The sequence below is a fragment of the Aquiluna sp. KACHI24 genome, assembly GCF_025997915.1.
Classification (GTDB): domain Bacteria; phylum Actinomycetota; class Actinomycetes; order Actinomycetales; family Microbacteriaceae; genus Aquiluna.
Genome location: NZ_AP026677.1, coordinates 977,133 through 991,615, shown reverse-complemented (window position 1 = coordinate 991,615; position 14,483 = coordinate 977,133). Strand labels below are relative to the sequence as shown.

The 14,483-nt window shown below is 54.4% G+C and carries 12 protein-coding genes and 1 tRNA gene; 12 read left to right on the top strand and 1 reads right to left on the bottom strand.

The window, feature by feature from the left end; genetic code table 11:
- Positions 1–6 precede the first annotated feature (6 nt).
- The 12 genes from metG to OO713_RS04965 all read left to right on the top strand — a co-directional run bounded on the left by metG (position 7) and on the right by OO713_RS04965 (position 13,833).
- Positions 7–1,572 (top strand): methionine--tRNA ligase, encoded by a 1,566-nt coding sequence (gene metG / locus OO713_RS05020; protein ID WP_264785013.1) that lies wholly within the window; start codon positions 7–9, stop codon positions 1,570–1,572.
- On the top strand, positions 1,573–2,460 hold the full coding sequence (locus OO713_RS05015) for a TatD family hydrolase (protein WP_264785012.1): 888 nt from the start codon (positions 1,573–1,575) through the stop codon (positions 2,458–2,460).
- Positions 2,460–3,278: a 16S rRNA (adenine(1518)-N(6)/adenine(1519)-N(6))-dimethyltransferase RsmA gene (gene rsmA / locus OO713_RS05010; RefSeq protein WP_264785011.1), complete on the top strand. Its 819-nt coding sequence runs from the start codon at positions 2,460–2,462 to the stop codon at positions 3,276–3,278. The genes OO713_RS05015 and rsmA overlap by 1 nt, the downstream gene beginning before the upstream one ends.
- Positions 3,275–4,129 (top strand): 4-(cytidine 5'-diphospho)-2-C-methyl-D-erythritol kinase, encoded by an 855-nt coding sequence (gene ispE, locus OO713_RS05005; RefSeq protein ID WP_264785010.1) that lies wholly within the window; start codon positions 3,275–3,277, stop codon positions 4,127–4,129. Before rsmA ends, ispE begins: the two co-directional genes overlap by 4 nt.
- Positions 4,129–5,910 carry an ABC-F family ATP-binding cassette domain-containing protein gene (locus OO713_RS05000; protein ID WP_264785009.1) on the top strand — a complete coding sequence of 594 codons (1,782 nt, stop codon included), beginning with the start codon at positions 4,129–4,131 and terminating at the stop codon, positions 5,908–5,910. The genes ispE and OO713_RS05000 overlap by 1 nt, the downstream gene beginning before the upstream one ends.
- A 44-nt stretch (positions 5,911–5,954) precedes the next feature.
- A tRNA-Gln gene (locus tag OO713_RS04995) sits at positions 5,955–6,026 on the top strand.
- 16 nt (positions 6,027–6,042) lie between these two features.
- Positions 6,043–7,452 (top strand): bifunctional UDP-N-acetylglucosamine diphosphorylase/glucosamine-1-phosphate N-acetyltransferase GlmU, encoded by a 1,410-nt coding sequence (glmU, locus tag OO713_RS04990; RefSeq protein ID WP_264785008.1) that lies wholly within the window; start codon positions 6,043–6,045, stop codon positions 7,450–7,452.
- A 2-nt stretch (positions 7,453–7,454) separates the two neighbouring features.
- Positions 7,455–8,429 carry a ribose-phosphate diphosphokinase gene (locus OO713_RS04985; protein WP_264785007.1) on the top strand — a complete coding sequence of 325 codons (975 nt, stop codon included), beginning with the start codon at positions 7,455–7,457 and terminating at the stop codon, positions 8,427–8,429.
- A gap of 110 nt (positions 8,430–8,539) precedes the next feature.
- Positions 8,540–9,115: a 50S ribosomal protein L25/general stress protein Ctc gene (locus tag OO713_RS04980; protein WP_264785006.1), complete on the top strand. Its 576-nt coding sequence runs from the start codon at positions 8,540–8,542 to the stop codon at positions 9,113–9,115.
- Positions 9,108–9,659 carry an aminoacyl-tRNA hydrolase gene (gene pth / locus OO713_RS04975; protein WP_264786446.1) on the top strand — a complete coding sequence of 184 codons (552 nt, stop codon included), beginning with the start codon at positions 9,108–9,110 and terminating at the stop codon, positions 9,657–9,659. The genes OO713_RS04980 and pth overlap by 8 nt, the downstream gene beginning before the upstream one ends.
- On the top strand, positions 9,656–13,141 hold the full coding sequence (gene mfd, locus OO713_RS04970) for a transcription-repair coupling factor (protein WP_264785005.1): 3,486 nt from the start codon (positions 9,656–9,658) through the stop codon (positions 13,139–13,141). The genes pth and mfd overlap by 4 nt, the downstream gene beginning before the upstream one ends.
- Entirely contained in the window at positions 13,141–13,833 is a 693-nt protein-coding gene (locus tag OO713_RS04965; protein ID WP_264785004.1) for a MazG family protein, read from the top strand. Before mfd ends, OO713_RS04965 begins: the two co-directional genes overlap by 1 nt.
- On the opposite strand, the gene OO713_RS04960 is transcribed toward OO713_RS04965, so the two are convergent.
- Positions 13,830–14,420, bottom strand: coding sequence for a TetR/AcrR family transcriptional regulator (locus OO713_RS04960; protein ID WP_264785003.1), 591 nt, complete (start codon positions 14,418–14,420; stop codon positions 13,830–13,832). The genes OO713_RS04965 and OO713_RS04960 overlap by 4 nt on opposite strands.
- Positions 14,421–14,483: the final 63 nt, after the last annotated feature.

Genomic DNA, 14,483 nt, shown 5'->3' with positions numbered 1-14,483 from the left:
TCTCGGGTGTCCAAGTCCTTTTACGTTACGACCCCAATCTTCTATGTGAACGATGCTCCGCACATCGGTCACGCTTACACCGAAGTGGCGGCGGATGTCCTAACCAGGTGGCACGCTCAGCGCGGCGAGGGCTCGTATCTTCTTACTGGAACGGACGAGCACGGTGAGAAGGTGCTCCGCACAGCTCTTGGAAACAACACCGATCCAAAGAGCTGGACCGACAAGCTAGTAACCGAGTCATGGCTTCCGCTTCTTCAGACCATTGACATTGATAACCAGGACTTCATTCGAACCACCGAAGAGCGTCACAAGAGTGCGGTGCAGAAGTTTCTGCAGCAGCTTTATGACACCGGTTTTATCTACCAAGGCTCATTCCAAGGCAACTACTGCGTGGGTTGCGAGGAGTACAAAAACGAGGGTGACCTGATCGATGGCTCCGGCGACTATGTCGGCGAGCGGGTTTGTGCAATCCACTCCAAACCAGTCGAAAAGCTCAACGAAACCAACTACTTTTTCAAGCTCAGCGAGTTCCAGGACAAGCTGCTCGCGCACTATGAGGCAAATCCAACTTTTATCCAGCCTGACTCCGCCCGCAACGAGGTCGTTTCGTTTGTGCGCTCTGGCCTAAGCGATCTCTCCATCTCGAGGTCAAAAGAGCGTTTTGACTGGGGTATTGATATTCCTTGGGATGACTCACACATCACCTACGTCTGGTTTGATGCTCTGCTGAACTACGTAACCGCGGCCGGCTGGGCTGATGACCCAGAGAAGTTTGCAACCCTCTGGCCAGCAGATATTCAAGTGGTTGGTAAGGACATTCTTCGTTTCCATGCTGTGATTTGGCCTGCCATGTTGATGGCTGCCGGATTACAGCCACCAAAGCAGGTCTTTGGGCATGGCTGGCTCTTGGTGGGTGGCGAAAAGATGTCAAAGTCAAAGCTCACCGGTATTGCTCCAAACCAAATCACCGATCAGTTTGGTTCCGATGCATTTCGTTATTACTTCATGAAAGCCATTGGCTTCGGTTCCGATGGTTCGTTTAGCTGGGAAGACCTAAACGCTCGCTATCACGCCGAGCTTGCCAATGGCTTTGGCAACCTAGCCTCAAGAACCATCGCGATGGTAAACCGCTACTTCGATGGTGTTGTCCCCGCGGCCAGCTCTCTGACCGAGGCCGATCAGCAGGTTGTTGCCGTTGCGAAGGCAGCCGTTTCTGGCGCAGAAACTGCAATCGACAAGGTTCAAATTCACGAGGCAATTGCAAAGTCCTGGACCCTGGTGGACGAACTTAACAACTACATCACCGTTCAGGAGCCATGGGTTCTGGCAAAGGATGAGACTAAGCGTGATCGCCTAGCCACAGTTTTGAACACCGCACTGCAGGGCATTTCGACCTTGAGCGTGTTGTTTGCGCCAGTCATGCCTAAGGCCACCAAGAAGCTTTATGCAGCAATTTGCCCAGGTCAGGATTTGGCAGCAGTAAAAATTCAACTGGCAGCGGATTGGAACCTAGTCTCCACCGGCACAAAGCTTGGTGAGCTAGAGGTTTTGTTCCCCAGAGTCGAAGAGTAAATGGAACCGATTAGGACCAGGTCCTCATACGACGGCTCAAAGCCCGCTCACTACCCTCAGTTGCCTGAGGCGCTTGAAGTCGGCACCTACGACAATCACACTCATCTCGAAATTGCCGATGGCGAGACTCCGATGACCGTCGCAGAGCACCTCGAGGCCATGCGTGCGGTGGGCATGCTGGGTGCTGTTCAAGTCGGGGTGACTTTAGAGAGCTCTCAATGGTCGGCCGAGGTTGCCTCAAAGGAGCCCATGCTGCTGGCAGCTGTCGCGCTGCACCCAAATGAAGCGCCGCTTTATGAAACCCGCGCAGCACTGGATGATGCGATCGCCGGCATTGCCCAGCTCGCTACCCAGCCCCGAGTCAGGGCCATCGGCGAGACCGGTTTGGATTTTTTCAGGACTGAGGGTGATGGCGCTCTCGCGGCCCAGCTTCACTCCTTCGAATCCCACATTGAGATTGCAAAGCAGAACGATATTGCATTGATGATTCACGATCGTGATGCTCACTCAGATGTGGTGAAAACGCTCAAGCGAGTTGGCGCCCCAGAGCGAACGGTTTTTCATTGCTACTCAGGTGATCTAGAACTAGCTTCAATCTGCCAAGAAAACGGTTGGTACCTTTCGTTTGCCGGAAACATCACCTTCAAAAAGAACCAGCACCTTCGAGACTCTCTGCTTTCGGTGTCACCGGAGTTGATTTTGATTGAAACCGATGCTCCCTTTTTGACTCCAGAGCCACTTCGCGGCCGACCCAATGCTCCATACCTCGTACCTCATACCCTCCGCTACATGGCGAACCTAATGGAGTGGGATGTGGTTCGACTGGCAAAGCAAATCAATGAAAACACCGAGCGGGTTTATGGCTCGTGGGCTGAGGGTTTGAGCTGATGCTCGGAGCTGCAGAGATCAGGGAGCTAGCGGAGAAGCTCGGGATCAGGCCGACCAAAAAGTTGGGTCAAAACTTTGTGATTGACCCGAACACGATTCACCGCATAGTCGCACAAGCTGACCTCAGCCCCCAAGATGTCGTGGTCGAGATCGGTCCTGGCCTTGGGTCGTTGACACTGGGCATCTTGGAGCGAGTCGACTACATGATCGCGGTTGAGATAGACCCGCTGTTGGCTAGTGAGCTCGAGTCCACAGTTGCCCGGCATGCCCCCGGGAAAAAAGTTGACCTGGTTAGGGCCGATGCGATGAAGGTCAAGGAGTTACAAAAACCGCCTACCGCCTTGGTGGCCAACCTTCCGTACAACATTTCGGTCCCTGTGCTACTTCACTTCCTAGAGACTTTTCCAAGTATCGAAAAGGGTCTAGTGATGGTCCAATCTGAGGTTGCGCACCGTCTCGCGGCAGGGCCGGGATCCAAGGAGTTTGGATCACCCTCGCTCAAACTCGCTTGGTATGGTCAGGCTCGGCTGGCGGGAAACGTGGCTCGTTCTATCTTTTGGCCGGTTCCCGGAGTGGACTCCTCCTTGGTCTTCTTTGACACCAGCGCTCGTCGCGATCAGTCGCAGCGAAAGTTGGTCTTTGAGGCAATCGACCAAGCATTTTTGCAGCGCCGCAAAACCCTGCGTCAAGCGCTCGCAAACTTTGCCGGTTCTCCAGCTCTGGCCGAGGAGATGCTCATCAAAGCCGGTGTTTCGCCTCGGGCTAGAGGCGAAGAGCTCGGTATCGAGCAATTCATTGCCATCGCGAGGGCTAGATGACAACCGCTTTGGCGCAGGGCAAGATCAACCTGGTATTCCAGGTCGGGGCGTTATCCAATGGCTACCACGAGGTCCGAAGCATTTATCAAGCAATCGAACTAAGCGAGCAGGTGACGGTTTCTGAAGCCGAGAGCTGGCAGGTTGTGGTATCTGGTCAGGTACCGAATTTGGAGCTGGTCCCGAGAGACGAAAGCAACATTGTGGTCAGGGCGGCCAAGGCATTGGCCCTGCATGCTGGAATCTCAAATCCACAACCGATGAGATTCGAAATTCAAAAACAGATTCCGGTTGCCGGTGGCATGGCTGGCGGCAGTGCCGATGCCGCCGCGGCGCTCATGGCACTGAACGAGCACTGGTGTCTGGGTTTGGATGCCGCTCGACTGGCGACAGTGGGTGCGTCAATCGGCGCAGACGTGCCATTTGCCCTGCTTGGCGGCACGGCTTTGGGGACAGGAACTGGATCTGAACTCCAGGTGCTAACACCAGTGCAAACCATGCATGTTTTGCTGGTGTTTAGCAATTTCCCGCTCAGCACCAAAGATGTCTTCACCAGATTTGATGAGCTCTCCCCAGACGGCGATGCGCTAGATCAGGATTTGCAGGCCGGCTACCTAAAGCTTTTGGGGTCTAACTCTCTTGAGCCAGCAGCACTGAGCCTTAGACCAGAGCTCAAAAAGATCATGGACCTAGACCTTGGCATCCCCGGGGGCTTTTTATCGGGCTCTGGTCCAACAGTCTGGTTCGCGTCCCACGACGCGCAAGCGGCTGAGGCAGCTCAAAACCAGGCAAATGCAATGGGTCTTCAAACTGTGCTGACCAAGACATCGAACTTGGGCGCGAGGCTTGGCTAGTGGCGCATCTATTAGGAGCCGAGCAGGTATCACTCGAGTTCCCAACCAAGAGTGTTTTTGATTCGATAACCGTCGGAGTCTCCGAGGGCGATCGAATCGGAATCGTTGGTCGAAACGGTGATGGTAAGTCGACTCTTATCAAGGTGCTCGCTAAGCGCATGGAGCCAGACAGTGGACGTGTCACCTGGCGAGGAGATATCCGGGTTGGGTTTCTGACCCAGACCGATGAGATTGATTCCGAGTTGAGCGTGGCTCAGGCTGTGGTGGGGGACAGGCCCGAGTTTGAGTGGGCATCTGACCCCAAGATTCGCGACGTCTTCGCAGGCCTAATCTCTGATTTAGATTGGCATCAAAGCGTTGGCTCGCTATCCGGCGGGCAGCGCCGCAGGGTCGCTTTGGCCGCGCTGTTGGCCGGTGAGTATGACGTGATCATGCTCGATGAACCAACCAACCACCTCGACGTGGATGGCGTGGCATGGCTTGCACAACACCTCAATAACCGCTGGTCCCGAAATGCTGGAGGCTTGCTGGTTGTGACTCACGACCGTTGGTTCTTGGATGCCGTCTGCAATCTCACGTGGGAGGTGTACGGCGGACAGATCGAACCATTTGAGGGTGGCTACGCCGCCTACATTCAGCAGCGCGCTGAGCGCAACCGGCAGGCTCAAGCGATCGAGGCCAGACGGCAAAATCTCTTGCGCAAGGAGCTCGCCTGGCTTGGTAGAGGAGCGCCTGCGCGAACGGCTAAGCCCAAGTTCCGCATCGATGCAGCTTTAGAACTAATCGCCAATGAGCCACCTCCCAGAGACACTCTCGAGCTATCGAAGTTGGCAACCGCAAGGTTGGGGAAAGATGTCGTTGAGATGGAAGGGGTGTCCTATCAAACCCCAGATGGCAGAACCATCATCAAGGACATAGACCTGATTATTGGACCGGGAGACCGGATTGGATTTGTTGGCGCTAACGGAGCGGGCAAGACCACACTCCTAGGTCTAATCAACGGCACGCTAAAACCAACCAGCGGCAAGGTCAAGATTGGCAAGACGGTTCGTTTTGCTTGGCTAAGTCAGGACATCAAGGAGCTAGATGCGTTTGGTAGTGAGCGCATTTTCAGCATGATTGCACGCGAAAAGACCAGCTTCACCGTTGGCAAAAAAGAACTTTCCACCGGCCAGTTGGTTGAACAGCTTGGCTTCGAATCAGCTCAGCTTCAGACTCCAATCGCTGACCTCTCAGGTGGTCAGCGACGCAGGTTTCAATTGCTGAGACTGTTATTCACCGAGCCGAACGTCCTGATTTTGGATGAGCCGACAAACGATCTCGACACCGACATGCTCGCCGCAATGGAAGACCTCTTGGATACCTGGCCTGGGACTTTGATTGTCGTTTCGCACGATCGCTATCTGCTGGAGCGCGTCACTGATACTCAGTACGCGCTGCTGGGAGATAACAAGGTTCGTAATCTGACCCGCGGGGTTGATCAGTATCTTGAGCTCCGAAAAAACATGACTAAACCTGCAGCGAGCGTTTCAACCTCCGCACCATCACAGGGGCTATCAGGGGCTGAGCGAAGAAACCTTGAGAAAGAGCTGGCAAGGTTAGAGCGTGCTTTAGAAAAGGCAAGGGCCGAGGAGAAATCTCTTCACGATCAGTTTGCCGGGGCCGATCAAAGTAACTTCGAGCTGCTTACCAATTTAATGCAGCGCCAGAGGGAAAACCAGGACCTCATGGCCGAGCTGGAAAACAGTTGGTTAGAGACATCGGAAAAACTCGAGGGATAAACCCCAAGGTTCTGGCAGACTATACCCCCGAGACCAAGTCTCGTTCCGCTCTGGTGTAACGGCAGCACGGCGCCCTTTGGAGGCGTCCGGTCTAGGTTCGAATCCTAGGGGCGGAGCTAGCAAGGAGGGCTAATGAGCAACCTAGCTGTGATTGTTCTGGCTGCGGGCGAGGGGACCCGCATGAAATCCGCCACCCCTAAGGTGCTACATCGAATCTCAGGCCTTGAGCTCCTCGGGCACGTGTTATCGACCGCCAGCTCGATTTCTGCCCACAAGGTTGTTGCTGTCCTGCGTCACGAGCGTGAGCGTTTGGAAAACTACGTTTCTGCTTTCTACCCCAATGTCCAAACCGCGATCCAAGATGAGATTCCTGGCACCGGAAGAGCGGTTGAAGCAGCACTTGAGTTGCTGGAGGGTTTCTCTGGTGATGTCGCAGTCCTATCAGGCGATGTTCCACTCTTGGATGTGGAGTCGATTGCAACCCTGGTTGAGATACACCGCGAGCAGGGCAATCAAGCAACCCTAGTTTCGACAGTTTTGGATAACCCCCACGGCTACGGTCGCATCGTTCGCGATCGCGGTGAATTGTTAGGCATCGTCGAGCAAAAAGACGCAACTCCAGAACAGCACCAAATTGCCGAGGTGAACGCGGGTGTATACGTATTTGACGCAGAGCTTTTGCGTCAGTCCCTCCAGCAGGTCGGCACCAACAACTCGCAGGGCGAGAAGTACTTGACCGATGTCGTCGGGCTTTTGATCCAGGGTGGCCACAAGGTTTCAGCACACCAAATTACCGACCCCTGGTTGGTGGCCGGTATCAACGACCGTGTTCAGCTTTCCGAGGTCGAAGCAGAGTTGAATTCCAGAATCATTCGGGCTTGGCAAATGGCTGGCGTCACCATCAAAGAGCCAGCCAGCACCTGGATTGATGTCACAGTGTCGCTAGCCAAAGACGTCACTTTGCTGCCGGGGACCAGACTTCACGGCTTTACCGCGGTTGGGGAGGGTTCGGTGATCGGACCCGACACCTCCCTGACCGATGTCGAAGTTGGTGAAAATGTTCGAATCAACAGAGCAGATGCCACCAGTGCCAAGATTCACGATGGTGCAAACGTCGGTCCCTTTGCCTTCATTCGCCCGGGCACAGAACTAGGTGCCGATGGCAAAATCGGTGCATTTGTTGAGACCAAGAACGCCCAAATTGGACCGGGGGCTAAAGTCCCACACCTCAGCTATGTCGGAGACGCCTCGATCGGCGAGGGTGCAAACATCGGTGCTGGAACCATTTTCGCCAACTACGACGGGGTCAATAAACACCGAACCGAGATAGGCAAGCAGGCCAGAACCGGCAGTGGCAACGTCTTTGTTGCCCCGGTCAAAGTTGGCGATGGCGCCTACACCGCAGCAGGTTCGACAATCCGCCGAGATGTCGAGTCCGGAGCGCTAGCATTGAACCCATCAGCGCAGAAGAACCTGGCTGGTTGGGTAATTCAAAACCGACCAGGTTCGAAGTCGGCACAAGCAGCAACCGATACGGAGTAGCAATGGCAATCGAGAAGGCCGCCAGCAAACAACTAGTAATTGCCAGTGGCCGTGCTCATCAGCCATTAGCTCAAGAGGTGGCCGAGATTCTTGGTACTGAACTGGTGCCAATGACTGCCTATGACTTCGCCAACGGCGAGACTTTTGTCAGATACGAGCGCAGCGTTCGTGGAGTTGATGCTTTCATCATTCAGGCGCACCCACAGCCAATCAACCACTGGATCATGGAGCACCTATTGATGGTGGATGCCATGAAGCGTGCCAGTGCCAAGCGCATCACCGTGGTTGCACCATTTTTCCCTTACGCTCGCCAGGACAAGAAGCACAAAGGTCGCGAGCCGATCTCCGCCCGTTTGATGACTGACCTTTACAAGGCCGCTGGTGCATCTCGTCTGATGTCGGTTGATCTTCACACCCCACAGATTCAAGGCTTTTTCGATGGCCCGGTAGATCACCTGTGGGCACTACCAATGCTTGCTGACCACATCGCAGCGACTTTTGGCACGGATAACCTGACCGTTGTTTCCCCAGACTCGGGTCGTGTTCGTGTTGCGGACATTTGGGCCGATCGCCTGGGTACCCCGCTTGCAATTGTGCACAAGCGCCGTGATCCAGATCGCCCAAACCAGGTTCAGGTCAACGAGATCGTCGGTGAGGTTTCGGGAAGAGATTGCCTGTTGGTCGATGACATGATCGACACCGGAGGTACCATTTTGGCCGCAGCTAAGGCGCTGAAGGCAAATGGCGCGAAGCGCGTCATCGTTGCCGCCACCCACGCGGTGTTCTCTCACCCAGCAGTTGAGCGACTCTCGGATCCAGTAATTGACTCGGTTGTTGTCACCAACACCTTGCCAATCACCCCAGACAAAGAGTTTGCCTCGCTGACGGTGCTTTCGATCGCTCCGCTAATCGCCAAGGCCATCGCAGCTGTCTTCTACGACGACTCAGTAAACTCACTTTTCCCGGGCCACGCCTAGGCTTGCCAGCTCTAGCCCGATTGGTCTAGGCTAGGCGAAGCAGCGGCGAGGGGTCCCAAGGGCCCGTAATCGACGGGGTCTTTTCCTCGCCATGGACTATTGAGGAAAAGATGTCAGAGATCAAGATTGTCGCCACCGTTCGCGAGAACTTCGGTAAGGGTGCAGCTCGTAAGCTGCGCGCAGCAGGCCAGACCCCAGCAGTTATCTACGGTCACGGCAACGCAACCCGCCACATTTCACTTCCAGCTCACGAGGTTCGTCTAGCACTTCGTCACAAGAACGCTCTATTGGAGCTAAACATCGCTGGCAAGACTGAGTTGGTTCTTGTAAAGAGCGCTTCGAAGGACCCAGTGACCCAGATCATCGAGCACGTTGACCTCGTTGAGGTTGTCAAGGGCGAGAAGGTCCACGTTGAGGTTCCAGTTCACGTGATCGGTGAAGCAATGGGCGGCACCATCGTTGACCTCGAGCACAAGACCGTGAAGCTAGAGGCTGAGGCAACTCACGTTCCAGACTTCGTCGAGCTGCACATCTCTAAGGAGGCCCCAGCCGGTCACCACTACACCGCAAAGGGCATCGTTTTGCCAAAGGGTGTAACCCTTGACCTCCCAGCAGGCGAGCTAGTCGCCTCTGTAGTCGAGACTCAGGCCGGCGCTGCCGCTGAGACCGAGGCCGCTGCTGAGTAATTCGGTTTATTTGATAGCTGGGCTCGGTAACCCCGGGCCCAGCTATCAGCACAACCGGCACAATATCGGCCAAATGGTGGTCGATGAACTTGCCTCCCGTCTGGGTTCCAAGTTCAAGACCCACAAGTCCCTGGCATTTATCGCAGAGGGCAAAATCGGTTCTAGCAAGGTTGTCTTACTAAAGAGCCTTGGCTTTATGAACCTCTCCGGAAATCCGGTTTCCCAAGTCGCAAAGTTCTTCGACATCCCCACCGATTCCCTGATCGTCATTCATGACGAGCTGGATATTCCATTTGGAGATATCAGGACTAAGTTTTCCGGCGGACATGCGGGACATAATGGCCTGAGAGACATCATCAAATATCTGGGCAATGACTTTCACCGGATTCGCTTTGGCATTGGAAGACCTCCAGGCTCGATGGAGGTTGCCGAATTTGTTTTGCAGAACTTCTCCAGCACAGAGAAGAAAGAACTTGATGTCCTGATAGCAATTGCTGCCGATCAGGTCGAAAAGCTAATTTCAGAGCCTAAAATTCTCGAGTGACCCTCCGCCCCCTTATTGAAGCGGCGGCAAGGTCGCACCCGTTTCAGGACGCACCGAGCAAACTCGCCAAGTCCTGCGAGCTCTATTCCCCTCCAAAAACCCAGCCACTCGCGGTCGCAGCTTTGGCTAAGAACCCTGGTTTTTCTCTAGTGGTTGTGCCATCGGGCAGGCAGGCCGATGAGGTCTCAGCTCTAATTGGTGCGATCCCAGAGGTTGAGCTAATTGAATTGCCTTCTTGGGAAACGCTGCCGCATGAAAGGCTGTCACCAGCTCCCGAAACCATTGGTCGAAGACTCAGAGCGCTAAATCGAATGCATGAGCTGGCCAAGGGTGCCGACCATCCGGTCGTGATTCTGGTTTCGATTCGTGCCGCGCTGCAGCCGATCATCGGCGGCTTTGAAAAACACCCTCCGTTCTCGTTGGAACGAGGTGGGGAGTATCTACTCCCGGAGCTCGGCCTAAAGCTCATCGAGATGGCTTATGAGCGAGTCGACATGGTGTCAAAGCGTGGTGAGTTTGCGATCCGCGGTGGCATCGTTGATGTTTTCCCCACCACCTCCGAGCATGCCCTGCGACTTGAATTCTTTGGCGATGAGCTAGATGACATTCGTGAGTTCTCGGTTGCCGACCAGCGTTCGATTCCCTCAAACGTGAATCGAATTGAGCTATACCCAGCTCGCGAACTTTTGATAACACCAGTCGTGGCCCAGCGTGCTCGAGAGATGGTCTCGGAGTTTCCAAACCTCAAAGAGATGTTGGAGAAAATCTCTAACGGCATCCCCGCTACCGGTATGGAGTCGCTTGCTCCAGTGCTTGCTGAGAAGATGGGCCCAATCACGGACTATCTCCCTAAGGATTCCAGGGTCTTTTTGGTCGACCCGGAAAAGCTTCGTGCGAGAGCCGAGAACCTGGTGCAAACCAACAAGGAGTTCTTGCATGCCGCCTGGGACGCCGCAATTGAAGGGTCTCAAGCACCAATTGATCTTTCAACCGGTGGCTTTATGGAGTTCGACGAATTCCTAGATCTGGTGCGCCAGCCGAAAATTGCCCTGACCTCACTGCCCACCGAAAACTCGATTGATCTTGAGCTCCATGAAATACCACGCCATGGTCTTGAAGAGGGGATCGAGTGGCTGGGCGAGCAGCAGGCTTCGGGTTCAAGAATCGTGGTGGTTGCTGCCGGGCACGGAACCGCAGAACGAATTGTTGAGCTGATCCAGAAGGCCGAGATTCCGGTAATCCTAAGTGAATTTCTTGGTGAGCCGGACTCAGCTCACATAACGGTTGTGGTGGGAGATTTGGCTCACGGCTTTGCCACGCAAAACAACAACCTAATCGTGGTCTCTGAGACTGAGTTTTTTGGTAGCTCCTCGGGATATGTAGCCAAGTCTGATCGCAAGCTGGCGAGAAGACGTGGTCAGCAGGTTGACCCGCTGCAACTGAAGCCCGGTGACTACGTCGTGCACGAGGTGCACGGGATTGGTCGATTCAAAGAATTGGTGCAGCGCTCCAACGGATCGGGGCCTCGTCAGCACACCCGCGAATACTTGGTCATCGAATACGCTCCGCCCAAGCGCGGCTATCCCGGCGATAGCCTCTTTGTCCCAACCGACCAGCTCGACATGCTCACCCGCTATGTCGGAGGTGAGGCACCAGCGCTCTCCAAGATGGGTGGTACCGACTGGGCCAGGGTCAAGGGCAATGCGCGCAAGGCGGTTCGCAAGATCGCGATTGACCTGGTCAAGCTCTATTCAGCTCGAATGAAATCCAAGGGTTATGCGTTTGGTCCCGACACACCCTGGCAGCACGAGTTGGAGGAGGCATTTAGCTTCCAAGAAACCCCAGATCAGCTCACCACCATCGAAGAGGTAAAGCGGGACATGGAAAAACCAATCCCGATGGATCGTCTTCTCGCTGGCGATGTCGGCTATGGCAAGACCGAGGTTGCGCTCAGAGCTGCATTCAAAGCAATCCAAGATGGCAAGCAGGTTGCGATGCTGGTTCCCACCACCCTGCTGGTGAGACAACACCTGCAGACCTTCCAGCAGCGCTACCAAGGATTTCCGGTGAATCTAAAACCACTTTCTCGTTTTCAATCCGAGAAAGAAGTCAAAGAAACATTGCGCGGCCTTGAGTCGGGAGCGGTCGACCTGGTGATTGGAACCCACCGACTCTTGGCCGGGGGAGTGAAGTTCAAAGATCTAGGGCTAATCATCATCGATGAGGAGCAGCGCTTTGGAGTTGAGCACAAAGAAAAGCTCAAGGAGCTAAAAACTAACGTTGATGTCTTGGCCATGAGTGCGACTCCGATTCCAAGAACCCTCGAGATGGCGGTCACTGGTATTAGAGAGATGTCCACCCTGGCAACACCACCTGAGGAGCGCCATCCGATTCTCACCTACATCGGTGCCTACTCAGAGGCCCAGGTTGCCGCTGCCATCAGAAGAGAACTGATTCGTGAAGGACAGGTTTTCTTTGTTCACAATCGAGTTTCCACAATCGACAAGTTGGCTGCTGATTTGGCTGAACTCGTTCCTGAGGCGCGCATCGCGGTTGCACACGGCCAGATGCCGGAGCAACAACTCGAGCAAATCGTTGTCGATTTTTGGGAACGCAAATTTGATGTGTTGGTCTCAACCACGATCATCGAAACCGGTATTGACATTCCAAACGCCAACACATTGATTGTTGATCGCGCGGAGCACTTTGGTCTCTCGCAGCTGCACCAGATTAGAGGTCGTGTTGGTCGTTCCAGAGAGCGTGCCTATGCCTACTTCTTCTATGACCCATCAAAGACCCTGTCGGAGACTGCACACGATCGCCTCGCCACCATCGCAACCAATAACGAGCTGGGAAGCGGTATGCAGGTCGCCATGAAGGACCTTGAAATCAGAGGTGCGGGAAACCTACTTGGGGGTGAGCAATCCGGTCACATCGCCGGTGTTGGCTTCGACCTATACCTGCGCATGATTGGCGAAGCGGTTGCAGAGTTCAAGGGGGAAGAAATCTCCTCACCGGCTGAGCTAAAGCTTGAGCTGCCAGTCGATGCCCACATCCCAAGTGCCTACGTGGACTCCGAGAGACTCAGACTTGAGGCCTATCACAAGCTCTCTGCCGAGTCCTCGGCCAAGAGCGACCGAGGTCGATTGGATGACATCTTGGCTGAGATCGAAGATCGCTACGGTAAGGCACCGCAGAGCGTTTTGAATCTGATTGAGGTAACTCACCTTAGGCAGCAGGCGAATCGCTTCGGTCTAAAAGATGTAAACCTGCTGGGACTGCAGGCGAAGTTTGCACCTGTCGAACTGACCGAGACTCAGTTGGTGGCCCTAAGTCATCGAATCCCAGGGGTTCGATATTTGCAAAGTTCAAAACTTCTGACCATGCCAGCCCCGACATCGGGGGATTTGGAGCCACTTCGTGATGCAGAAGTGATGGACTGGCTTTGGAAGACGTTCGCACTTATCTATCAGGGGAGCTAATGCAAAAGCTAGATAGCTTGATTGAAACCGCTCATCAACTTAGAGCCCCTGGCGGTTGTGCTTGGGATGCCGAGCAGACCCATCGCTCACTGATTCAGTACCTACTTGAAGAGACCTACGAACTGATCGATGCCATTGAGTCCGGCTCTCGCGAAGAGGTCATCGAAGAGCTCGGCGATGTGCTTTATCAGGTGATTTTTCACTCTGATCTGGGATCCACCGGTACCTTTGGTGAGCCATTCGACATAGAGGATGTTGCCCAGTTCATGGAGAAAAAAATGCGCTCCAGGCACCCCCACGTCTTTGGCACCGAGGAGGAGCAGCAGCGTTTCAAGGCTCTGACCGGTGATGAAGTGATGCAGAACTGGGACAACCACAAGAAAAAGGAGAAGCCCACTAGAACCTCGGTTCTAGATGGCATCCCGCAGGCGATGCCGGCCCTTGCCCTTGCCAGCAAGGTAATGGGCAAGGCCGAAAAGCTTGGCATGCTTGATTTAGAAGAGGCTGCAATTCCCCTAGGCAGTGAAGCCGAGCTCGGCAAGCTACTTTTGGCCGTGGTGCAGTCAGCAAAAGCACAGGGGTTGGACCCAGAGCGAGCGCTTCGCGAGGCAACTAGAGAGCTACAGGTTGAAATCAGAAGTTATGAACTCTCGGATGCCACAGATGCTGGCGTGATTGGTGTGGCTGACTAGCTGACCTGAGCGAAAACTTGCTCGAACTGAGCAAAAGATTCGTCTAGGACCTCGGATGGGTGACGCGGATCATCAGTCTCTGCCCACCAGGTTAGAACCGCCATCGAGGCGGCCATCAATGCAGAAGAAATCATCTTCGCTCGAACGCCCTCGCCCTCACGCTCCGCAATGAACTGCTCCAGAACTTTTCGAGATTGCTCAAGCTGTCCAGTACCCCAACCGTAAACCTCTGGCGATGAGGCAATTAGTTTCAAGCGCAGTCGAATTGTTTCTAGCGAGCTGTCTATAACTTGCATCGCGCTAACCCAAGATTTGTGCAGTACTAAAACCAAAGACTTTTCAGTAGATGTCTCTAGCGCATGGGTGAGTGCCGAATTGAACTGCTGAACCCCACCCCAAACCACGGCGGCCTTGGATGGGAAAACCCTGAAGAGATTCGAGCGAGAAATGCCAGCGGCAATAGCAACATCGTCCATGGTCACCTTGTCGATACCGTGCTCGACAAAAAGCCTGAGCGCGGTGAGTCCAACCTCCACTGGGTCAGTGGTTATTGGCCTGCCGCGACCGCGTTTTGGCTCGGATGACATGCGAAAACATTAGCAACCAAGAGCCTCAATAGACATATGTTGACCTGCGGTTATGAGAAACTA